General features: G+C 59.0%; 18 protein-coding genes and 2 pseudogenes. 6 read left to right on the top strand and 14 right to left on the bottom strand.

The annotated features are described in order from the left end of the window. The first annotated feature begins 218 nt into the window (after window positions 1–218). Window positions 219–956 carry an adenylate/guanylate cyclase domain-containing protein gene (locus tag ACZ9BX_RS20950; protein WP_245505976.1) on the top strand — a complete coding sequence of 246 codons (738 nt, stop codon included), beginning with the start codon at window positions 219–221 and terminating at the stop codon, window positions 954–956. Next, window positions 854–1555 carry an alpha/beta fold hydrolase gene (locus ACZ9BX_RS20955; RefSeq protein WP_207917264.1) on the top strand — a complete coding sequence of 234 codons (702 nt, stop codon included), beginning with the start codon at window positions 854–856 and terminating at the stop codon, window positions 1553–1555. The genes ACZ9BX_RS20950 and ACZ9BX_RS20955 overlap by 103 nt, the downstream gene beginning before the upstream one ends. Window positions 1556–3064: 1509 nt before the next feature. Here ACZ9BX_RS20955 and ACZ9BX_RS20960 read toward each other — a convergent pair. After that, window positions 3065–3514: pseudogene (locus tag ACZ9BX_RS20960) on the bottom strand (chloride channel protein); the annotation flags it as partial. A 439-nt stretch (window positions 3515–3953) separates the two neighbouring features. Between ACZ9BX_RS20960 and ACZ9BX_RS20965 the strand changes: the two are divergent. Continuing rightward, complete coding sequence (locus ACZ9BX_RS20965) at window positions 3954–5477, top strand: amino acid permease (protein WP_132568781.1); 1524 nt, start codon at window positions 3954–3956, stop codon at window positions 5475–5477. A 143-nt stretch (window positions 5478–5620) separates the two neighbouring features. Here the strand turns inward: ACZ9BX_RS20965 and nhaA are convergent, their stop codons facing one another. From nhaA to ACZ9BX_RS20980, 3 genes are all read right to left on the bottom strand, one after another. Next, window positions 5621–6811 (bottom strand): Na+/H+ antiporter NhaA, encoded by a 1191-nt coding sequence (nhaA, locus tag ACZ9BX_RS20970; protein ID WP_132568780.1) that lies wholly within the window; start codon window positions 6809–6811, stop codon window positions 5621–5623. Between the two features lie 844 nt (window positions 6812–7655). Next, window positions 7656–8294, bottom strand: coding sequence for a glutathione S-transferase family protein (locus ACZ9BX_RS20975; RefSeq protein ID WP_143534197.1), 639 nt, complete (start codon window positions 8292–8294; stop codon window positions 7656–7658). Between the two features lie 80 nt (window positions 8295–8374). Beyond that, window positions 8375–8944 (bottom strand): recombinase family protein, encoded by a 570-nt coding sequence (locus ACZ9BX_RS20980; RefSeq protein WP_087003505.1) that lies wholly within the window; start codon window positions 8942–8944, stop codon window positions 8375–8377. 144 nt (window positions 8945–9088) lie between these two features. Here ACZ9BX_RS20980 and ACZ9BX_RS20985 point away from each other — a divergent pair. After that, a pseudogene (locus tag ACZ9BX_RS20985) lies at window positions 9089–12089 on the top strand (Tn3 family transposase). Window positions 12090–12096: 7 nt separating this feature from the next. On the opposite strand, the gene ACZ9BX_RS20990 reads toward ACZ9BX_RS20985, so the two are convergent. Continuing rightward, window positions 12097–12474, bottom strand: a complete 378-nt coding sequence (locus tag ACZ9BX_RS20990) for a winged helix-turn-helix transcriptional regulator (RefSeq protein WP_087003502.1) — start codon at window positions 12472–12474, stop codon at window positions 12097–12099. Window positions 12475–12529: 55 nt separating this feature from the next. Between ACZ9BX_RS20990 and ACZ9BX_RS20995 the strand changes: the two genes are divergently transcribed. Beyond that, window positions 12530–13315, top strand: a complete 786-nt coding sequence (locus tag ACZ9BX_RS20995; RefSeq protein WP_281029999.1) for an NADPH-dependent F420 reductase — start codon at window positions 12530–12532, stop codon at window positions 13313–13315. A gap of 197 nt (window positions 13316–13512) precedes the next feature. Here the strand turns inward: ACZ9BX_RS20995 and ACZ9BX_RS21000 are convergent, their stop codons facing one another. The 8 genes from ACZ9BX_RS21000 to ACZ9BX_RS21035 all read right to left on the bottom strand — a co-directional run bounded on the left by ACZ9BX_RS21000 (window position 13513) and on the right by ACZ9BX_RS21035 (window position 19585). Next, complete coding sequence (locus tag ACZ9BX_RS21000; protein ID WP_087003496.1) at window positions 13513–13668, bottom strand: hypothetical protein; 156 nt, start codon at window positions 13666–13668, stop codon at window positions 13513–13515. Next, window positions 13638–13991: a hypothetical protein gene (locus ACZ9BX_RS21005; protein WP_087003493.1), complete on the bottom strand. Its 354-nt coding sequence runs from the start codon at window positions 13989–13991 to the stop codon at window positions 13638–13640. Before ACZ9BX_RS21005 ends, ACZ9BX_RS21000 begins: the two co-directional genes overlap by 31 nt. Beyond that, window positions 13988–14524 (bottom strand): gamma carbonic anhydrase family protein, encoded by a 537-nt coding sequence (locus ACZ9BX_RS21010; RefSeq protein WP_087003490.1) that lies wholly within the window; start codon window positions 14522–14524, stop codon window positions 13988–13990. Before ACZ9BX_RS21010 ends, ACZ9BX_RS21005 begins: the two co-directional genes overlap by 4 nt. 26 nt (window positions 14525–14550) lie before the next feature. Next, the gene (locus ACZ9BX_RS21015) at window positions 14551–15828 is read right to left on the bottom strand and encodes a TRAP transporter large permease (RefSeq protein WP_087003488.1); all 1278 of its coding nucleotides are present in this window, start codon (window positions 15826–15828) and stop codon (window positions 14551–14553) included. Window positions 15829–15844: 16 nt separating this feature from the next. Beyond that, the gene (locus ACZ9BX_RS21020) at window positions 15845–16432 is read right to left on the bottom strand and encodes a TRAP transporter small permease (protein WP_087003485.1); all 588 of its coding nucleotides are present in this window, start codon (window positions 16430–16432) and stop codon (window positions 15845–15847) included. Between the two features lie 6 nt (window positions 16433–16438). Continuing rightward, window positions 16439–17350 (bottom strand): TRAP transporter substrate-binding protein DctP, encoded by a 912-nt coding sequence (gene dctP / locus ACZ9BX_RS21025; protein WP_165928371.1) that lies wholly within the window; start codon window positions 17348–17350, stop codon window positions 16439–16441. Window positions 17351–17459: 109 nt separating this feature from the next. Next, a complete protein-coding gene (locus ACZ9BX_RS21030) occupies window positions 17460–18404 on the bottom strand; it encodes a beta/alpha barrel domain-containing protein (protein ID WP_087003479.1) in 945 nt (314 codons plus the stop codon). After that, the gene (locus ACZ9BX_RS21035; protein ID WP_132568888.1) at window positions 18404–19585 is read right to left on the bottom strand and encodes a CaiB/BaiF CoA transferase family protein; all 1182 of its coding nucleotides are present in this window, start codon (window positions 19583–19585) and stop codon (window positions 18404–18406) included. The genes ACZ9BX_RS21030 and ACZ9BX_RS21035 overlap by 1 nt, the downstream gene beginning before the upstream one ends. 95 nt (window positions 19586–19680) lie before the next feature. Between ACZ9BX_RS21035 and ACZ9BX_RS21040 the strand changes: the two genes are divergently transcribed. After that, the gene (locus ACZ9BX_RS21040; protein WP_132568887.1) at window positions 19681–20646 is read left to right on the top strand and encodes a LysR family transcriptional regulator; all 966 of its coding nucleotides are present in this window, start codon (window positions 19681–19683) and stop codon (window positions 20644–20646) included. 279 nt (window positions 20647–20925) lie between these two features. Here the strand turns inward: ACZ9BX_RS21040 and ACZ9BX_RS21045 are convergent, their stop codons facing one another. Continuing rightward, window positions 20926–21996, bottom strand: coding sequence for a LacI family DNA-binding transcriptional regulator (locus ACZ9BX_RS21045; protein ID WP_245505984.1), 1071 nt, complete (start codon window positions 21994–21996; stop codon window positions 20926–20928). Between the last annotated feature and the right edge of the window lie 65 nt (window positions 21997–22061).

Below are 22061 nucleotides of genomic sequence, written 5' to 3' on the forward strand. Positions count from 1 at the left end.
AGTTGACTGCTAAGTTCCGACCCCGATGCGGCCGTCAGCCGGTCGTCGCATTACGATGCGCATTTTCTCAAAGGCTCGGCACTCGCGCTCAATCTAAATCCGATCGCCGACATGTGGTATGGTAGTGTGATATTTGGCTGAAACTCTGGGGACGCGCTCTATGGAACGCCGCTTGACCGCGATTCTGGCCGTCGACATGGCAGGCTATAGCCGCCTCAATGGAGCAAAATGAGGAAGATATCGTTACGCGTCAGAAAGTGCACCGCACGGTGTTGTTCGATCCCCAGATCGCAAGTCGTGGAGGCCGCATCGTCAAGACCACGGGCGACGGGATGTTGGTCGAATTCGCTTCAGCACAGGATGCCGTCCGCTGCGCCATCAACATCCAGGTGGCTATGGCAGACCGCGAGGGAGCGTCACCGGAAGAACGCCGCATTCTCTACCGCCTCGGGATCAATCTCGGGGATGTCCTCTTCGAGGATGGAGATATCTTCGGCGATGGCGTCAACGTGGCTTCCCGCCTTGAGGGGCTGGCGAAGCCAGGCGGCATCTGCATCTCCGACATTGTACATCAAGCGGTCGTGGATAAGATCAAAGTGCCTTTTCGCGACATGGGCAACCAGCGGGTGAAGAATATCTCCCGGCCCATCCGCGTCTGGCAGTGGACACCCGACGCTTCGCTGCCTAACCCGGAGCTTCCCAAAGCTGCGCAGCAACAACAGGTACAGTTCGCCACTGCCCCAGACGGAGTGCAGATCGCGTGGGCCAGTATTGGCCAAGGGATGCCGGTGCTGAAGGCACCGAATTGGCTGAACCATCTGGAGTATGAATGGCGCAGTCCGATCTGGCACCCATGGCTGTCAGGTTGGCGAGGCTCTGCCGGCTGGTACGATTCGACCAGCGGGGAAATGGCCTATCGGACTGGGGCGTCGAAGCTGTATCCGAGGGGGCAATGACTGGCGACATGTCGACCGTCGCAGCCGCTGCTGGACTGAGCCGGTTCGCGCTTCTCGGCATTTCGCAAGGATGCTCATTTAGTGTCCGCTACGCCGTGGAGAACCCCGAACAGGTGACCTGCCTCGTCCTCTTGGGCGGATTTCTTCGGGGTCGGCTCAAGCGGACGCAACCGGACCAAAAGCACCTTTATAAAGTCGGGACGATGATGATCCGCGACGGCTGGGGCTCGACCAATCCAGTCTTCAGGCACTTTTTTACAACAACCTTCATGCCCGACGCTCAGCCCGAGATGGCTGCGAATTTTGACGAACTTCAGCGCATTGCTACGAGTCCGGAAGCGGCGATGCCGATCTGGAAAATGAACAGCACGGTCGATGTGACGGAGTTGGCGAAGCAGGTCAATGTTCCGACGTTGGTCCTGCATTGCATCGGCGATCGCGTCGCGCCGATAGAAGAAGGGCGTCTCATGGCTACGCTTATTCCTAACGCGACCTTCGTCGAGCTTCCTGGAAACAATCATGTGCTCATGGAGGACACGGCTGCCTTCGAACAGTTCTTTGACGAGTGCTCCAGGTTCCTGACAGCGTACAATCAGTGAAATATGACCGCTATGGGCGCGCAAAGCGGCTTTTAAGCGGTTTCGCTTTGAACTTCTGCTGTCCACCCTGAGCGGACTTACGACTCCGGTACCAAGCGTCAATCATTCACTCGACAATCAGCGTCGCCAGATAGCCTTTAAGACCTCGACCACGGTCGCTGGATCGCCGATGTAATCCACGTCGACCACGACGAAGGCCGGCCATGCGGGACCGGCATACCTCACCCGCCCGGCCCCCTGTGGTCCTCGTCTCGCCCCTGCGTGAGAGTACGAACATAATTTAATCCTTGCGTTCAAGCGCTATTGTCGTACGATCGTAATCTCAAAATTCAGGAGCTCATGATGACAGCAACTCCGCAGGTTGCGTTCGGGCTTTAACAGGCACCTCCCCTTCTGCCCGAAGTGAAGCGGTTAGGTCAAAATTGAGGGTCGAGTTTTCAGCTTAGCGCTTCAATTGAAATCGGGAAGTAAAAGCCACAGCCGTTGCCGCGGCGACGGGCGAAAACAGTGTCTGAATGGACAACTGGTAAGGTCGTAAGGCATTGATAATGCCGCGATCTCCGATAACTGTCCTGCCCTTGCGACCGAAAGAGATCATCAATATTTCCATTTCAAAATGAGATTTGCGCAACGATCGACGCGCGGACTTCGATTACGTACGCGCGGCCACTTTGCCCGTATTCCCGTCATAGTTCCAATTGGCTCGCCGAGAGAGGAAGCTCCGTCATCGTTCGTCGCACACCGAACCGGCATCAATCGCGAGCGCCTCTAAGTTGCGGTGCTTTGAAGCACCCATAACGACAGAAAATTGTCCAGCACGTGCAAATGAATTACAATGGATTATGATGTCAGCGCCGCTGGAGTCGGACTCATGGTAAGTCCAAGTTTGCCCTTTTGAGTTTTTTGTGTTGGACGCCGTTCAATGTGACGGAGCAGTCGTCGGCTATGTCGCGGGGCGCGCAATTCGAGACTTTGTGATCGACGCCGACGGTTGCCGATATCGATTTGTCGGCACTGCGGTAAGAGACTCGTCTGGCCGACTTGATGTAGAAGTTCTTCGCCCAGGTGAGTGGATCGTACCCCCCGGCCTTATTTACGTGAAGTGCGCTGCCAATGAGTGGTGTCCCGGACCACAAAGACGGTGCAAGTAGATTTACGACTCCCAGTGAACAAGCATACCAGACCGTCATCATCCTTAACCCCTATCGCCCCCGCATCTCGTTGACGGACGAGGAGGGCGCGGTGAATTGCCGACTCTTGAGGTTCTTCATCCAGTTTGGCAAGACCATCCCTGGTCTGGAGCACACCAATCATCCTATCTGCGCTCCCGCCGACGTGAATGATATGCCCTGGGTATAGATGCGCCGTGTCGTTGGTTATGAGATGAAATCTGTACAACCCTTGGCCCTCTGTTTTGTTTCGTTGAGAAGTACGCTCCTCGGAGCCAAAAATGACGAAATCGAACGCCTGCTCGGACCTAACCGGCCGGCTGCGCTGACTGTGAGTTGATCATTGGCTCTTCACGGCTCGCCGTGCCCTGATGGCTGCCGCAAGGAAGACCCGCGAAAGGCAATGATACAGCGGTTCTCGTGACAGGATCCGTGATGTCACGTAGCGGATCATCGAGACGGCCATGATCGGAGTGGCCGCCTGATGGTCGCCGGTCATTTCCAGAATGATCACGAAGGCAGTCATCGGCGCCTGCACGACGCCGGAGAAATATCCCGTCATTCCAAGGATAGCAGCGAGGGCGATGCTTGTTCCAAGCAGCGAACCGACGGTGCCGCCGAAACCGGCGCCGACCGCAAGCGATGGCGCGAAGATGCCGCCTGGAATGCCCGATATCATCGACAGTAAACTGGCGACGAGCTATTCGATAAAAAAGAGCAAGGAAAGCGCTTGCCCTTCCACCGCGCCCTTGGCCTGCTCATAGCCGGTGCCGAAGGTTGCGCCGCCGGATGTGAAGGGATTGATATTTACACTGTTTTCAAGATCGCGAAGGCCCGCGCAAAGTTGTTTGACAAAGTCTGCATTTAGGCATGAAGTCATTGTCCGAGACGGGGCGTCGTAGGCAACTTTGTCTATCGCGCTCCACCGGGTGATGAGACGATGGAAGCTGCGCGGCACAACGAGCCCGATCAGTCGAATTGCGCCCCGATATTGAACGGCGCGGACGGGTTCGGCTCGTTATTCCACGTCAAACTTTCGCGTGCACCAGACAGGAGCCTTCCGGTTGGCCGCCTATCCGGCCGCTGGTGGCGCCCCCGATGCAACGCGCCGTGCGCCTCCAAGGTCTGGCTCAACGAGCACGCAGCAATCTTCGTTTGAGCGCCGCGCTCGAGCGGCGTTGCGTGGACGATGGAAGAATGCCGTGAAATAGGATCGAGAGGCGACTGCCATGGCCAATGACAGCAAGCATGAAGGCGGAGTGATCTACCATATACCGGGGCAGGAATATTTCGAACTGCGCGGATTGCGGCGCCACGCTGGCGTCTTTTCGCTTTGGGCCCTTGGCGTCGGCGCGGTCATCTCCGGTGACTTTTCCGGCTGGAATCTGGGTTTTGCGGTCGGTGGTTGGGGCGGCATGTTCATCGGCACCATCCTGATTACCATCATGTATCTCGGCCTCACTTACTCCATCGCCGAAATGAGCCCGGCCTTGCCGCACACCGGCGGCGCCTATTCGTTCGCCCGGACGGCCTTCGGGCCGTGGGGCGGTTTCATCACCGGCGTCGCGGAAAACATCGAATATGTGCTGACACCTGCCGTCGTGGTATTCTTCATCGGCTCCTACTTGACCGGAATTTTCGAAACCCCTCAAAGCTTCCAACCTATCTGGTGGCTTATCGGCTACATCGTTTTCGTGGGCCTGAACGTGCGGGGGGTGGAGCTCTCATTTAACGTGACAGTGATCGTCACACTGATTGCCCTTGCCGTCCTCGCATTCTTCTTCGTGAGCGCCGTCCCGTTCATCGATTTCGGCAAATATGCAATGAACATCGGCGTCGATCCCGCGACCGGTGCAGCCGTCGAGCTTCCGGACGGCGGCGGGCCGTTTCTGCCATTTGGCGTCTATGGCGTTCTGGCCGCGATGCCCTTCGCCGTCTGGCTGTTCCTGGCGATCGAGCAACTGCCGCTTGCCGCCGAAGAATCGGTTGACCCGAGGCGCGACATGCCACGGGGCATCATGCTCGGCATGTTCACGCTGATTGCGACCGGCTTCCTCGTGCTTATCATCAATCCGGCCATTCCGAGCGGCGCATTCAAGCTCGGTTCTTCGGGCGAGCCAATCCTCGACGGCTTCCGCGCCATCTATGGAACGGGCTGGGCTAAGATTCTCGCACTGTTTGCCGTCGCCGGGCTGATTGCCAGCTTCCACGCCATAATCTTCGCGTTCGGCCGGCAGATCTATTCACTGTCGCGCGCCGGCTACTTCCCACATTTTCTGTCAGTGACCCATGGCGAGCACAAGACACCGAATATCGCGTTGATCGCCGGTTCACTCGTCGGCTTCCTCGTCATGCTGGCTGTGTGGTTCACCCAGGGCGGCGAGCAGGCGGGCTCCTTCATCGGCGGGGTGCTTCTGAACATGGCCGTGTTCGGCGCGATGTTCTCTTACCTGTTGCAAGGGCTGACGTTCATCCAGCTTCGACGCGCCTTCCCGAACATCGAGCGGCCGTACCGCAGCCCGTTCGGCGTACCGGGAGCGGTCCTCACTGTTGTGATTGCGCTGGTCACGATCTTCTTCCAGCTCACCGATCCGCTCTATCAGAAGGGTGTCATCGGCGTGGCAATCTGGTATGCGCTCGCGATCGCATACTTCGCCGCTCATGGCCGCAAGACGCTTGTCTATTCGCCGGAGGAGGAGTTTGCGGTTAAGCAGCGCCAAGGTGCAGCTTCCATCGACCGCGACCTTGCCTAACCAAATAAGGTCGCCACCAGCGTTCCGGTAGCGCGACAGTATGCCCGATCATCACTATGCCTGCCAACATCAGGCATACGGCCGCGATCGCGCAGGTCGTAAGAGTCGAAACCTTCAAGGTCCATCTTTTTTCATATGGGTATTCATGCTCGGCGCGACGAGAACCGAAGCATGAGATAACCGGCGATGCCGGAAACCGACGAGCCGATCAGGATGCCGAGCTTGGCACGATCCTGTATCGCCTGGTCTTCGAAGGCGAGCTGCCCGACGAAGAGGCTCATCGTGAAGCCGATGCCGCACAGAAACGCGATGCCCACCACCTGCGGCCAGCTCGCGGCTCTCGGTAAACCCGCAAATCCGGCTCGTACCATCAACACGACAGCGCCCAGGACGCCGACGAGCTTGCCCGCTGCCAATCCCAATCCGACACCGAGTGTGACGGGTTCTGACAGCGAGGCGAGCGTTACGTCCGTCAAGGAAACGCCGGCATTGGCGAAGCCAAACAAGGGCACGATCAGGAAGGCAACGGGACCCTGAAGGCCGTGTTCCAGCCGATGCAGGGGTGACTCCGAGTGTGACGCCTCGGTCATTTCTCGCGTCAGCTTCAGGGGGATGGTGAGGGCAAGAAGAACGCCTGCGATCGTCGCGTGGATGCCCGACAGGAAAACCAGGCACCAAAGTGCAGCCCCCAGAACTAGGTAGGCAGCGAGACGCCGGCCCCCCAATCGATTCATCCCTATCAAGGCGAAGAATATGACCGCCGCACCGCCAAGGGCCCAGTAGTTCAGGTCGTTTGCGTAAAAGAGCGCAATGATCACGACCGCCCCGAGGTCGTCGATGATGGCAAGGGCTGCCAGGAAGACCTTGAGAGTTACCGGAACACGCGGGCCAGCCAAAGACAGGACGCCAAGCGCAAAGGCGATGTCGGTCGCTGTCGGGATCGCCCAACCCTGTGCTGCGGTGGGATCGCCCTGATTGAAAACAATGTAGATTAATGCGGGAACGACCATGCCGCCAACGGCGCCAGCACCCGGCAGGACGCGGCGCGACCAACTTGAAAGCTGGCCATCCAGCATCTCACGCTTGATTTCAAGGCCGACGAGCAGGAAGAAAAGCGCCATCAGCGCATCGTTGATCCAGTGCTCCAGGCTCATCGGCCCAATGAAAACGTGCAGTGCATCGAAATACACGGAGGCCAACGGCGAGTTGGCGGTAACGACAGCCAGCAAAACGACGATCATGAGCAACATGCCTGCGGACGTCTCGCTGCCGAGAAATCGTCGGACAGTAGCATGGATCGGGCCCTGGCCGCTCGGGCGGTGTGACAAAGACATAGGGTCACGCTCCCGTGTGAGAGTTGATCGAAGTCTCCGTCAATTTCGGGAATCCCGTGGCGCACGCAGCACACGCCATCGCCTGTAATCTAGGTCATTGACCGCAGTCGTGCCACTGAAATCCGTGTGATCGAAGCTAGATTGCCGGCGGTCACGCGATGGCGCTGCTACTGTTGCGGTTCTCCAAGCTGAGGTTGTTTGTGAAAACTCGATTTAGGAAGGTCGCCCGATCAAAATGAAACGCAAGCGCGTCTACCACACACTTGTTGATGTGCGAATGATCTTACTGACAAAGAGCTCTGCGAATACATCCACCTCATCGCGCAATCTGAAGGCTGAGCGCACGAACCGACCACGTGCGGACTAAGGCGACCTTCATGGCGCTCCCTCAAAGCTGCCCTTCGCGCAACGGCTCGAGCCGGACCTATAGCTGACCTTTGGCGAGCGGTTTGGAGACGTTTTCATTGCCAGCCGCCTACGCCCCGTCCGCGATCCATTCGAGCGAGGCGCCATGCGGGTCGGTCCAAGCGACAGGGGAGCCGTTCACAGATAGGAGGAAGCGGCCTGGCGGCCGGCTTTTTCCGGCGCGTGTTGCGATGCACGGGGAATACGCGAGGGAACTCGTTCGATACCCAATACGGAGAGAGACGCATCACCTGCTCAGCGAAAGCCTCTCTGTCTGCGGGGTCGGAAACATAGTCGAGGACGGCTGTGTGAAAGACGACGAGGGTAGCATCCTTTGAGGCCGTAGCGTTGGTTTCCCGCTAAACAACGCTACGAGACATTTAAACACGACCGGGTATGATCGATGGTTTGCTAATTTTAGGATTCGGCAACGCGACAGCTACTCCCAGAGGGATATTCCCTCTTGTGTTAAGGCTCGTTGCACAGCCGCCCGCTCCTCCAACCGACGTGCATGAGCGGTCCAAGCGGGGTAGGTATTTCGCATGTCAACGGCCATACGATTTCCCCACCTGTAGAATACGAGCAAATACGGATCAACGATTGAATAGGCCTCTCCTATGGCCCAATCTCGGTCCGTCAACTTGGATTCTATAAGCGCAAACGCGGAAGCCAAGTGCTCTTTTCCTTTATGAACCAAGGGCCCGTACATCGATTGATCCGGTAAGAAAAAGTCGGCGCGCCAGATCATTCGGACGGCGACGGCGTGAACCGCACTCGATAGCCAGTTAAACCATTCGATGGAACGGACGATGTTTTCGGCATCCGCTCCCAGGAGCCGCGCGCCTGGATTCGTCAGGCCCAGGTGAAATAAGATTGCCGGCGCTTCAGTGAGAGTGAAATTCTCGGCAATGAGAACAGGGATTCGCCCTTTCGGGTTTAAGCGGCGAAACTCGTCGGTCTTGGCTTCGGGATGGCCTGGCGACATCAACGCCAGCGAATAGGGCCTTCCAATCTCCTCCATCACGATGTGAGGTGCAAAAGAGCACGAGCCTGGCGCAGCATGAAGCGTGTAATGCATCAGTTCCTCCGAAAACCGTATCTTTCCTGTTTCACTCTGTACTGAGTTGCCAAAGACGTCTTGCTGGATTTGAAAGACGCTCAAGTTGGGCGGCTGATGCCCAGCCGGCGCATTTCCCGATAGACGGTGGAGCGCCCAAGCCCAAGCTGTCGGGCGGCTTCAGCCGGAGTTGTTTTTGCCTCGATGAGTTTAATCGCCGCCTCGACCCTCTTCATGTCGAGGGGCTGCCTACCAGGCAACTTTCCTTTTGCCCGCGCGGCGGCGATGCCGTCCTTCGTCCGCTCCGAGATCAGCCGACGCTCGAAATGAGCGATGGCACCGAAGACATGAAAGATCAGTTCGCCAGCGGCTGAAGACGTGTCGATCTTCTCTTCGAGGCTCAGCAGGTCGACCTGGCGCTCGCGGAGCATCTTCACGGTTTCGAGCAATTCCGCCAGCGACCGACCGAGCCGATCCAGGCGCACGATCGCCAGCGTGTCGCCGGCGCGAGCATAGGCGAGCAATTCCGCTAGCCCCGGTCGATCCATGGTTTTGCCCGACTTGATGTCGGTGAACACCTTGATGGCGCCGGCCTCCTTCAGACGCATCGTTTGACCGGCGACATCCTGATCGCCAGTCGAAACGCGCGCGTAGCCGAGAATGCCAACCATAAAACTGTCCCCGAAACGGCCGTTCTGTGGACAACCGGCATTATGTATGTCGCACGGATTCGATTCCGTCCACAGAATATGTCTCTTTATTCCAGTCTGTCCAGGAACTCGTGAAGCCTTTTATGGACGCCGAGAGGACCGCCTATGCGCAAGCACGAACTGCTGAGCGAAGCCGAGCGGGAACAACTGCTGGGAATCCCGATCGACCGGGATGACCTGGTCCGGCTCTATACGCTTGAGCCGAACGAGATCGACCAGATCCGGCTGCGGCGGGAAGACCGCAATCGCCTCGGCGTTGCCCTACAGCTTGCGCTGTTTCGACACCCTGGCATGACCCTCGCTCAGATTCTTCAGAGCTCCGCCGGGCTTCCCGAAGAACTGGTATCCTTCGTCGCCGAGCAGCTCGACATATCAGCGATTGCCCTCGCGGATTACGCGGGTCGGGAACAGACGATGACGGATCACGCCCGTGAGCTCGCGGGCGCGTATGAGCTTCGCGGGGCGGCCAGGACAGATATCCCGTTCATGATTGAGGCGGCTGCTAAGGCTGCCTGGGCAACCGACAAGGGTATCGTGATCGCCGCCGGCATCATTGACGCGCTGCGTGAGGCCAAAATTCTCCTCCCTGCGGTTTCGACGATTGAGCGGGCCGGGCGCCCGCCAGGAAACAGGCGGCTCATGCGCTTCTCTCCGGTCTTCGGCCGGAACAACTGAACGCGCTCGATGCCCTACTGATCCCCGATGCGACCAAGGGTGCCATACCGCTCACGTGGCTCAAGGCAATCCCGGCGACTGCGAAGCCCGATCACGTCCGCGACGTCCTCGAGCGCCTGCGAATGGTAAGGGAAATCGGGATTCCGGCGAAACTGAGCGCCGCCGTGCATCCCGACCGATATCGACAGTTTGTGCGCGAGGGTCGCGCGTCTCCAGCCTATCTGCTCGAACGCTACACGACGCCACGCCGGCGCGCGACACTGGTCGCTTGCCTGATCGATCTGGAAGAACGTCTGACGGACGCCGCCATTGGCTTGGCCGACAAGCTGATCGGCAATGCCTTCAGCCGTGCCCAGAACAAACAAAGCCGGCACTACGCTGCCACCGCCAAGGATGTCGGCCGACTGATGCGCTTGTTTCACGGGACGATCGACGCACTTTCCACCGCTCTCAACAATGACTCCGATCCGATTGAGGCGATCGACGAGACCGTCGGCTGGGTGAACTTGCTCAAGGCTAGACCCGAAGTCGCAGCGCTCGCCGAAACGGCGGACGTGGATCCGCTCGTGGTAGCGGTGGACCGCTATGCGACGCTGAGAAAGTTCGCGCCGGCGCTGATCGAAGTGCTCGACTTCAAGGCCGGACGGGGAAGCGCCCGGACCCTCGCCGGCATTCATTTGCTTCGCGATCTCAACAGAGCGGGCAAACGAGATGTGCCGCCCGATGCGCCGATGCCCTTCAAGAAGGAGTGGCGCAAACTCGTGATCGGGCCGGATGGCAAGATCAATCGCCGGCTCTACGAGACCGCGATGCTCGCTCACCTGCGCAACAAGCTGCGTTCGGGCGACGTCTGGGTCGAGCGATCTGCCGCCTATCGGCGTTTCGACAGCTATCTCCTGCCGGAGCCTGCCGCCGCGCCGATCGTTGCCGAACTCGGCTGCCAACGGCCGCCGACGAATGGCTCCAACAACGTGGCCGCGAGCTCGACTGGCGGCTGAAGAAGTTTGCGCAGCGCGTCAAACGGGACGAGCTCGAAGGCGTGCGCTTTGTCGAGGATCGGCTGCAGATCTCGCCGGTCAAGACGGCGATTCCCTCCGAAGCGGAAGCGCTCGCCGATCGGCTCGATGCGATGATGCCGCGCATTCGCATCACCGAACTCCTGCACGAGGTCGCTCGCGAAACCGGCTTCATGGCCGCCTTCACAAACCTGCGCACCGGCGAACGCTGCCCCAACGAGAGCGCACTTCTCGCCGCCATTCTGGCCGATGCCACTAATCTTGGGCTCTCCCGGATGGCAGCCGCCAGCCAGGGTGTGACGCGTGATCAACTCATCTGGACGCAGGATGCCTATGTCCGCGAAGATACCTATCGGGCAGCGGTCGCCACCATCATCAACGCCCAACATCGTCTGCCGATCGCCCGGGCCTGGGGCGATGGCACGACGTCAAGCTCGGACGGGCAGTTCTTCCGCGGCGGAAAGCGCGGCGCCTCGGGCGGCGACATCAACGCCCGCTACGGCGTTGATCCGGGCTTCAGCTTCTACACTCATATCTCCGACCAGCACGGCCCTTATCACGTCAAGGTCATTTCGGCGGCGACGCACGAGGCGCCCTATGTCCTCGACGGCTTGCTTCACCATGAAAGCAATCTCTCAATCATGGAACATTACACCGACACTGGCGGCGCCACCGATCATGTGTTCGCACTCTGCGCCATGCTCGGCTTCCGCTTTTGCCCGAGACTGCGTGACTTTCCGGACCGGCGGCTGATCCCGATCGACCACCCCGCGAGCTACCCGACGATCGCGCCGCTTCTCGGAAAACGCATCCGCGCCGACGTCATCCGCGAGCATTGGGATGACGTCATGCGGCTTGTCGCCTCGCTCAAGGCCGGCCATGTCGCGCCCTCGGTGATGTTACGGAAGCTTGCCGCCTATGAGCGCCAGAACCAGGTGGATATCGCCCTCCAGGAAATCGGCAAGATCGAGCGGACCTTGTTCATGCTCGACTGGCTGGAGAATCTGGTGCTGCGCCGCCGATGCCACGCCGGGCTCAACAAAGGCGAGCAGCGCCATGCTCTGGCGCAGGCCGTCTACACGTTCGGACAGGGACGCGTAATAGACCGCAGCCATGAGGCCCAGCAATACCGGGCGTCGGGCTTGAACCTCGTCACCGCGGCGATCGTCTATTGGAACTCGATCTATATGGCCGACGCCGTGGCGCACCTGCGCTCGCAAGGCGAAATCGTCCCGGACGATCTCTTGACCCACACCTCACCGGTCGGATGGGAGCACATCGCCTTCTCCGCCGCTATAACTCGCGGCATAGAGACCGTCGTTCTCGTCGGCGACATCGCTCTCATCAACGAGATTGTCTTGGCGGCTCCGGCGAGCTTGCAGCGAACCACGGCGCTCCGGTTCGACGAGAACTAGCGATGGCTCACGGTGTGAGTTCGCCCGCCACCCACTCCCTTCGCATGAAGGCCCAGTCGATGAGTTCGGCCATGGACGGCCCCAGGGCCTTGCCCATCTCCGTCAGCGCGTACTCCACTTTTGGCGGCACCTGGGGATAGACGGTACGTGTCACGATCCCGTCCTTCTCCAGCTCCTTGAGTTGCTGGATGAGCATCTTCTGGTTCACGCCTTCGCACCGTCGTTCGAGTTCCGAGAAACGAAGGGCCTCCTTGGCTCCGAATAGTTGGCAGATGATGACGATCTTCCATTTGCCTTCGAGGACCCGCAGGGCGTCCGTCGTCGCGTCCGCCCACTTGCGCTGCTGCTGCGGGTCTCCGCATCTCCACTCTCGGTCCTGCGCCATACTTACCTTTTAGTGGGTAACCCACTTATCTGTCGGTTCTTGTTGAAGTCGCAGTATCCATTATCTTGGTAGGCAGCACAACAGGAGCACCAGCATGAAAATCGGCATTATCGGAATTGGCCACATCGGTGGCACTCTCGCCCGTAAGCTCGCATCAGCGGGACATGAGGTCTGGGTGGCGAACTCGAAGGGAGCCGACGCCGTCAGGCCATTCGCCGACGAGATCGGAGCCACTGCGACGGACACGAAGGGCGCGATCTCCGGCGCGGACGCGGTCATCCTTTCAATTCCGCTTCTCGCCATCGAAAACCTGCCCAAGGACCTCTTCAAGGACCTACCTGCCAACGTCCCGGTCATCGATACCAGCAACTACTATCCGGGCCTACGTGACCCGCAGATCGCCGACCTCGACGCAGGCGAGGTGGAAAGCGTCTGGGTCTCCAGACAGATCGGTCGCCCCATCATCAAGGCCTTCAACAACATCCTTGCGTATTCCCTGGCGGAACTGGGCCAGCCCGAGGGTACACCCGGTCGTCTGGCCGTGGCGGTCGCAGGAGACGACGACGCCGCGAAGAAGATCGCCATGGTAATAGCGAACGAGGTTGGGTTCGATCCGGTCGACGGTGGATCGCTCGCCGAATCCTGGAGGCAGCAGCCGCTGACACCCGGATATTGCTGCGACTTCGACGCCCCCACCATGCGCAAGGCGCTCGACGCTGCAGTTGAGGGTGAGGCACCCACGAGATGGCCGGTGTTCAAGAGCAAGATGGCAACGCTAGGGCCGGACGCGACTCACGAGGACCGCGTGGCGATGAACCGTTCGTTTGCACCGCTTCGATAACGCAACAGCACGCTATTCTCGATTCGCAACACGAAGAGATCGTGTTGCGGACCGGCGTCTACCGGAAAGCAACAAACCACCGCAGATTGGGTGTGCAACAGTCATTCCATCATCGAGTAGCGCGAAAGGCCTGCGAAGCGGGGCAATGTCTCCACTCACTCACCCAGCTTCAATGCCGAAACCGCACTCTTTGGAACTCAACCAGGCGAGCTCGCTGATGTGGTTCTTAGGACTAAGGTCAAAGACCCCGTATCGGCAGAGGCCAGCAGCCCTATACTGTCGCAATTCTGCCAGTAGATCCGCTCGAAGCTTGCCGCGATGATCAATCGAACACCGGCCAAATACTCTGACAACCGCGCATGTTCGCGCGATGACCCCTCGCCATAGCGTACCCCGCCACCAGCACAATGACAGCGCGATCCTCAAAGACGCCTTGAACCAGCGGCGTGTCGTTGCCGATCCGGGTTCCGGTATGGGATTCGCGAGCGAGTGCCTTTCCGTAATGAAGCAGTGCTGGCAGCGGGGTGATCTCGTTTGTCGATATTTTGTCGCGCAGCGGCCCCGCCTCAGCCAAGGTGAGGTCCTGCCCGGCCAATTGATGCTCGACCGCGCCCGGCGCAGTTCCCAGGATCAGGATGCGCCCATCCAGACGGAAACCATCTGCCCGGTCGTTCATTTGGTATCTATCTCTTTCAGTTTAGTGATGAAGCGTTTCCAGTGGCGGATGTAGGTCTGGGCGGAAATCTCCAGCCCTTCAATCGCGGCCTCGTCCAGGGCGCGCACGACCTTGGCCGGTGCCCCCATGACCAACAAGCCATCCGGAATCTCCTTCCCTTCCGTCACCAGTGCCCCGGCCCCGATCAGGCAGTTCCGGCCGATCCGGGCGCCGTTCAGCACCGTTGCCCCCATCCCGATCAGAGTGTTGTCCCCGATCGTGCACCCGTGCACAATCGCGCGGTGCCCGACAGTGACATGGCGGCCGATGGACACGGGATAGCCTGGATCGCTATGGACCATCACGTGCTCCTGAATGTTCGTTCCTTCGCCGATCTCCAGCACCTCGTTGTCGCCACGCAGGACCGCGCCGAACCAGACGCTTGAGTCGCGGGCAAGAACCACCCGACCGATGACGTGCGCGCCAGGCGCAATCCAGAACGATCCGGTCTCGGGCAGGGTGGGGCTTTGATCGTCCAGGGCATAGGCGGCCACGATTTCGGTCTCCAATCAAACAGGTGTCACAAAAGGCGTTCGGGAAGCCAAAGTGCGATGTCGGGAAAGGCGATAAGCAGGCCCAGAAACAAGAGTATCAGGATCACATATGGCGCCGCGCCGCTGACGATCCTGCCCATGGGTGCCGCCGTTATTGCCTTGATGGTAAATAGGTTCATTCCCACCGGCGGCGTGATCATGGCAAGTTCAAGATTGACGACAAGCAGGATGCCATACCAGATCGGGTTGATGTCCAGATGGATCATGGCCGGCAGGATCACAGGGGCCGTAATCAGGATGATGGCAACCGATTCCAGGAACATGCCCAGGATCAGGACCATGATCATCATGATCAACACGAAGCCGAAGGCCCCGAAGTCTGCCGCGACTAATGTCTCGACCACTTGCTGCGGTACCCGCATCTTTGTCAGCACGTGGCTAAAGACGGTCGCACCTGCCAGGATCATGAACAGCATGCCGGACATCCGCGCGGCCTCACCGGCCGAACTCCAGATCTCGCGCCATCCGACTGTGCGATAGATGCAAATGGTGATCACCAACGCAAGCCATGCCCCGGCTGCTGCGCCCTCGGTTGCAGTAAAAATACCGGCATACATGCCGCCAAGGACAAAGACGGGCATGAGGATGGCCCAAAACGACTTCCTCACCGCCCTTGCCAGTTCGCCGAGGCTCGCCATCTTTTCACGCTTGATGGTGCCTGCCGTCGCGTTGCGGAAGATTGCCCAAAGAATGAAAATCCCGGCCAACATGAAGCCGGGTACGATGCCCGCCATGAACAGACCGCCGATCGACGTATCGGTGGCCACACCGTAGAGGATCATCGGTGCCGATGGAGGTATGAGAATGCCAAGAGTGCCCCCCGCCGCAACGACACCATAGGCAAAGCGTTCGTCGTAGCCAAAGCGCAGCATCTGCGGGATTGCGACCGCGCCGACTGTCAGGGCCGTCGCAACGCTGGAGCCCGAGATCGCCGCAAAAACCGTGCACGCCAGAATAGTCGCCACGGCCAGTCCGCCCGGCAGGTGCCGGGTGAAGGTGTAGGCCGCGTCATACAGATCGTCGACCACCTTACCCTTGATCATGATGTTGGCCATGAAGCTGAAAAGTGGAATGGCCACGAGCAGATAGCGGTTGATCTCGTGGAAGACGATATCAGTGACCGGTCCCAGATTCCCCTGCGTCAGCAACAGCAGCGCGCCGCCATACAGAGTCAGACCGGCAAAGATGGGCAGGCCGGTGAACAACAAAACCAGCAGAGTGGCCAAAATAACGATAATGATCATCTTGTTCGTTCCGTTCCTAATCCAGCACCGCGGGTTCATGAACCGCCTCAGTCTCTGGGTGGTTGCAAGCGAAGACTGCCTGCCAGAACTGAAGAATGACAACGGGGAGCAGGAGGAAGCCGCCGAGCGGCATCAACAGTTGGAGCATCCAGAGCGGCAATTCCAAGTGCCCCTCGGTGAGCAGACCGATCATGCGCGAGAACATCGCCAGGGACCAACCGTTAAAGATCAAAAGCATGGCCGTCAGACAAACGGCCAAGGAAGACCACAACCGGATAAGAAAAGACAGGCGTCCCTTGGCCAGTTCCGTCACGATGTCCACTTCGATGTGACCCTTGTCCAGCAGCACCTGTGGCGCAGCTAGAACAGTGATTGCCGTCAGGGATAACGCGACGAGCTCGTCTGCCCAGGTGATCGGAGTGTTGGCCAAATACCTTGCAACGACCGAAATTCCCAGCAAACAAAAGTCAACCAGAACCAACATGGTCGCTACGGAAAAAGCGGCGTTGCATATCAGCGTGACGCCACGCTGATATGTCCGCAGGGCCGGTGACGCCGAGACAGGCCAGGCTTGGCCACCTGCTTTGTGATCAAGTCCCGCCATGATGACTTATCGCGGGCTGATCATGGAGAGAAGCTTTTCGCCATCTTGGCCCGTTTCGGCCAAGAAGGCTTTCTTCACGGCCGGTTGCATGATGTCACGCAGTACCGAGATTTCCTCGCCGCTCAGGACGTGAACTTCCATTCCTGCACCGGTCAGCGCCGTGACGTCATCGGGGTTCACCCCCTCACGCGTGATGATGGAGCTTTCCACCGCCGAATCCGCAGAGGTCTGAATGGCCGTGCGGATGTCTTGCGGCAGATCGCCCCACCATTTGGGGTTCACGACCAGGTTGTCAAAAGCGATGAAAATGGGCGAGGCCGTGCCATAGTCCTGCACTTCGTAGAACTTGCGGCTGAAGGCAGCGGACACACCCGTGATACCTGCGTCGATCACGCCGGTTTGCAATGATTGATATACCTCGGATCCCGGAAGCTGGACCGGCGTAGCGCCCAAAGCTTCCAGACCCTTGTCGAATAGCGGTGTCAAACCGCGGATCTTAACGCCCTGGAAGTCTTCCGGCTTGATCATCAGCCCTTTTGAGGATGTGAAAATCAGATCGTTGGTATCGACGATCCAGCCGATGTTCTGGACGCCACGCTGGGCCATCTTGCGATCAAGGATTTCCGACGCTTCGGAGCCGATGAAGCTCTTCTGCGCCTCGGGCGAGGAGATCAGATATGGGATCACCGTAACCGCCATCTCGGGGATGGTGCCGCCCCATTGGAGGCTCACGATGGCAGCGGCCTCGATCTCGCCCGAGGCCACCGCAGCATGGTTCTGCTGCGGCTTGTAAAGCTGCCCGGCACCGAAGATCTGGACGTCAACCGCGCGGTCGGTGGCGGCCTCCACGTCCTTGGCGAACTTATCCAGACGGATCGCCGTGTGGTGTGTCGGCGGAAACTGGTGGCTGATGCGCATGACATAATCTTGCGCCATGACGGGGCTTGCCAACATAGCGGCAAGACCAAACACTGGAATTACGAAGTTCTTCATCTTACTCCTCCAATGATGTTCATTCAGTCTGGTCTCAGGCGTCCTCCAACACCTTTGGCAGACCTGCACGCGCCAGGGCCCCGTGCAGCGGTTCGTCCGGCATCGAGGCAGCGACGACCTTGCGCGCAGCCAGAAGGCCGTCAATATCGATATTGGTTTGCAAACCCATCGTCTTGCAGAGGAAAACCATATCCTCGAAGACCGTGTTTCCGGTCGCTCCGGGGGCGAAGGGGCATCCACCCAGTCCGCCGAGGCAACCGTCAAGAACGCGGATGCCGTTGTCCAATGCCGCCGCGCAATTTGCGAGGGCAAGCCCGCGCGTGTCGTGAAAATGCATGGCGATCGGCTGGTCATCCCCGAGAGCGCGCCGTAATTCGCGGACCATCCACGCCACTTGCGCCGGGCCGCCAAATCCTACGGTATCGGCAATTGCCAGAACATCGGCACCCGCCTTGATCGCGCGTTCCGAGATATCGATCACGTCGCGCGGGTTCACCTCGCCTTCCAGCGAGCAGCCGAAGGACATGGCTATCCCGGCCGTCAAGACAGGAAGATCAGAGCGCCCTGCACGGCGCTGTGCATCTATCCGCGCGAGCATCTCGATCGCTTCCGCGCGGCTCCGCCGGGTGTTCGCCATGCTGTGGCTTTCGGTGGCGGAAACGACGAAGATCATCTCGTCGACCTGCGTTTCCAGCGCATCTGCGACGCCACGCTCGTTCAAGGTCAATGCCGTCGCGTAAGCGCCTTCCAGTCGGCTCGTGGCGTCGATCAACTCACGGAGGTCCGCAAACTGCGGAAAGCGGGTGCTGGGCAGGAAAGAGCCGACTTCGAAGTGCCGTACGCCCGCGCGATATTCGCGGCTTAGCCAATCCAGCTTCTGTTGTGTCGTCGGATAGTGCCTGGTCAGCTGCAAACCGTCGCGGAGACCGACTTCTCTCAGGACGACCTGATCCACCGGGAAAAGGCGTCGCGCGTCCATTATGCGGTTTCCTTGCTGACGCCGGTCGCCGCCTCGACTTCCGCTATGGTCAGTCCCAGTGCCCCCAGCACTTCGGCATTGTCCATGCCGACGGTGGGCACGTCGCCGCCACCCGTCAACATCGTGCCGTCGACCTCAAAAGGCAGCGCGGGCGCCCGGAACGTGGTGTTTTCATAGGATGACACCGCGATACCGCCTGGGCGCATGACATGTGGATCGTCATACATGTCGCAAGGCTTCGAAATCGGAGAGAACGGCAGTCCTACTGCCTCGAATTGCGTTTCCAATTCCTGCACGCTGTGTTGCGCGATCTTCTCGGCAACGAGCGGAATCGTCCAACTGCGGGCGTTGATCTGGTCCATGCGCGTTTGCAGGCGCGGATCCGTCAGCAGATGGTCGAGGTCCAGCAGGCGGCAGATGGTCGCCCACTGGCCTTCCGTAACCGCCCCGACAAACATCTGCTTGCCGTCCTTGTCGGCGAAGATGTCGTAGACCGGCCAGGAAAATTCACGCTCCGGCATCGGAGGCGGGTTTTTCCCTTCCAGTTCGAACTGTACCATGTGCTGCGCAACAAGCAGGAGGCAGTTCTCGAAAAGACCGATGCGCATCTCGTGTCCGTTGCCGCTGCTCTGGCGATCCAGAATGGCCGCAAGCACGGAGAACGCGGCAAAAAGTCCGCCCATGATGTCGTTGGCCGACGATCCAACACGCAGCGGCATGCCCGTTGGGCCGGTCATATAGGCAAGACCAGTCATCATCTGGACGACCTCATCCAGCGCCGTCCGGTTCTGGTACGGACCGGATAAAAACCCTTTGCACGCGGCAAAGATCAGACGCGGAAACTTCTTGCGCAGTGTTTCTGCATCTACCCCAGCCTTGACCAGCGAGGCGTCGCGGAAGTTTTCGACAAACACGTCTGCCGTCGAGAGCAGCCGCTCCAAGGCCTGCCGCCCCGCTTCGGTCCTGACATCGATGGTCACAGACTTCTTACCGCGGTTGAAGAGCGGAAACATCGGGCGCCCCATGCCGGTCAGCGTCCGTGTCTTGTCGCCTTGGGGCGGTTCGACCTTGATGACCTCCGCACCGAGATAGCCGAGGAACATGCCGCAGGACGGGCCCATAATCATGTGGCTCATCTCGACGACGCGAATGCCCTCCAAGGGACGAAACGTAGCTGACATGTAACTCTCCTCTTAATAAGAAGGTAGCTGACATCGCGACACTGAGGAATTACATAGTCTAGCGAGTTGATCTCAGGTTTTTAGAGAGTGTTGCCATGGACATCCGTCAGATTCGTATTTTCAAGGCGGTCTACGAAGCTGGAAGCATCGTAGGTGCAGGAGAGATCGAGCGTAGTGCCCCCTCAGTTATTGCCCATCACCTCGCCAACTTGGAACACAGCCTGAAGCAGCCACTGTTCGAACGCTCCTCCAGAGGCGTGATTCCAACCCCGGCAGGTCAACATTTCTATTCGCATGCATCTGCAATCCTGCGAGCCTTCGAGAATGCCGAAAGCGACATGCGCGACCAGACCGAAAAGCTTTCGGGCCATGTCATAATCGGGATGGCATTTTCGGCTGTTCTGGGCGCGGCAATGCCGATGGTGGTCCGGTTAGAAGAAGAACAGCCGCAACTGCGTATAGACATCGCCGAAAGCGTATCTGGCATGACTATAGAGAGGCTCATCGCGGCGGATGTCGATCTGGCGCTGGCATACAATCCGCCACGTGACCCACGGCTTTCTGTGAAGCCCTTGCTTGAAGAACAAATGATCTGCGTCGGACTGCCCGAACTTGTCGGGGACCCCGCCACTCCCCTGTCTTTCGAAGAATTCCTGACGATGCACTATGTGCTCACCAAGAAGGGGCGTCGCGGCAGGCCGACCCCTGAGGATACCGACATCCAGAAACGGCTGGAACACAACGCCGCGTTCTATTCCGAAAATGTGGCGGCTGCGCTTCTCTTCGTAAATCAGGGCTTTGGCGTCATGCTGGCAACGCGTGCAAACTTGGAACATGGAGTCTTTGCAACGGGCGTCATCGGGCGCGAAATCGTCAACCCTTCACTTACAAGATCGCTTTATCTGTGCGAGCGTCGGGACACACCACCGTCTCGCTCGGCGATCTATATTCGCGACCTTATTCTGGACGTCATGTCCAAGGAGATCGAAGCGGGTAGGTGGAAGTGTCGATCACTCATGGTTAAGACCGAAAAAGCGCGGTCCAAAAAAACGGCGCACTGAAAAGATCTGGTCAGAGCATCTCAGCCTGAGAGCAGGCATTGCGGTTCGTTGCTTCCGCACATGACGAGACGATCGGTACGCGTCGCTTGCCAAGTTCGGCGCACAGCTTGCCACGTTTGAAAGCAGCAGGCGGTCGACCGTCGGCGACGTTGGTGCTTTTGTCTTGGATGCGGCCGGCACTGTGGTGGCAAGCCCATTCCACTTGGCTGGACATATCGTGGGCACACCGTGAAGCCGCCCCTGCGCCAAGCCCGCTACGAATGTATAATGTACAATTCGTCAACAATTCTCGATCATGTGAACCTGAATAGGCGTCATCAGCGAGATCGGAGGTTCATCTTTTCTCCGAAAATATGCGGCAAGCGCTTCGACTGCAGTTCGCACCTCAACTACTGGATTTTGGTCGATGATTGCGTCGATCATGCCTTCGCGCATCAATTGGCGGCGCTCGTCAGTCAATTCGTGCGTGATGAAGACGATGTCACTCCTCCTCCCGAGAGCATTCATCGCGCTGGCCACCGATCGCGCTCCCGCGGAAGCATTGTAAATGCCTCGAATGCGAGGGTTGCCTATCAAGGCATTAAAGACGAGGTCCCCTGCCCTTTCCCCCCGCTCCATACTCTCTAGGACCTCTGCCACCTTGCACAGGGGATAGCGCTCGCGCAACACCGCGCGAAAACCCATCTCGCGCTCCTCGTGGCCAATCATGCTGAGCATGCCGGAGATGACGACGATCTCACCCCCTTCCTTACCAAGCAGGCGCCCCATCAAATCGCCGGCGACACGGCCTGCCTTCCTGTTGTCTGGTCCAACATAAGCGTATCTTTCGGCATCACGAATATCGGTCGCCAGTGTGATGACAGGCTTTCCGTTCTGGCCGAATGCCCTTAGGGCGGCTGCGATGTCCTCGTTCTGGGGGCTGACAATGACCAGTCCATCGCAGCGCAAGGAGAGTGCATTTGTGAGGGCGACCGTCGCCGCCGGCCGCGTTGGATCGATGTGGTGGACTTGAAACTGAAGATTATATTGGAGGAAATCTCTATTTGCGGCTTCAAAACTGTCCTGCACCGCGGCGTGAAACGGATTGGTGCGTGACTGAATCAACACGGCAATGCGAAGGGTGCGTGCGGCTCGCTGATTCATCGCCCGGTCGATCTTAAGCTTGCGCGCATATTCGAGCACGCGACGTTCCTTGTCCTCGCTTACTGCGCCGCGGTTGTTGAGAACTCGGTCGACCGTGGACAGCGACACCCCTGCCGCAGCAGCCAGATCCCGCGCCGTCGGCTTTCCCATCGCCCGCTCTCCGTTTGAAGAAATCTCTTCAAAATTGACGTTCTCCTTCAGTAACACTCGGCTAATCTGCAGGCAACGGGATGGAGGCGGAAACGACGCCGCCCGAGAATGGGAGGCAATCA

It is taken from the genome of Rhizobium sp. USDA 3886, from assembly GCF_056279785.1.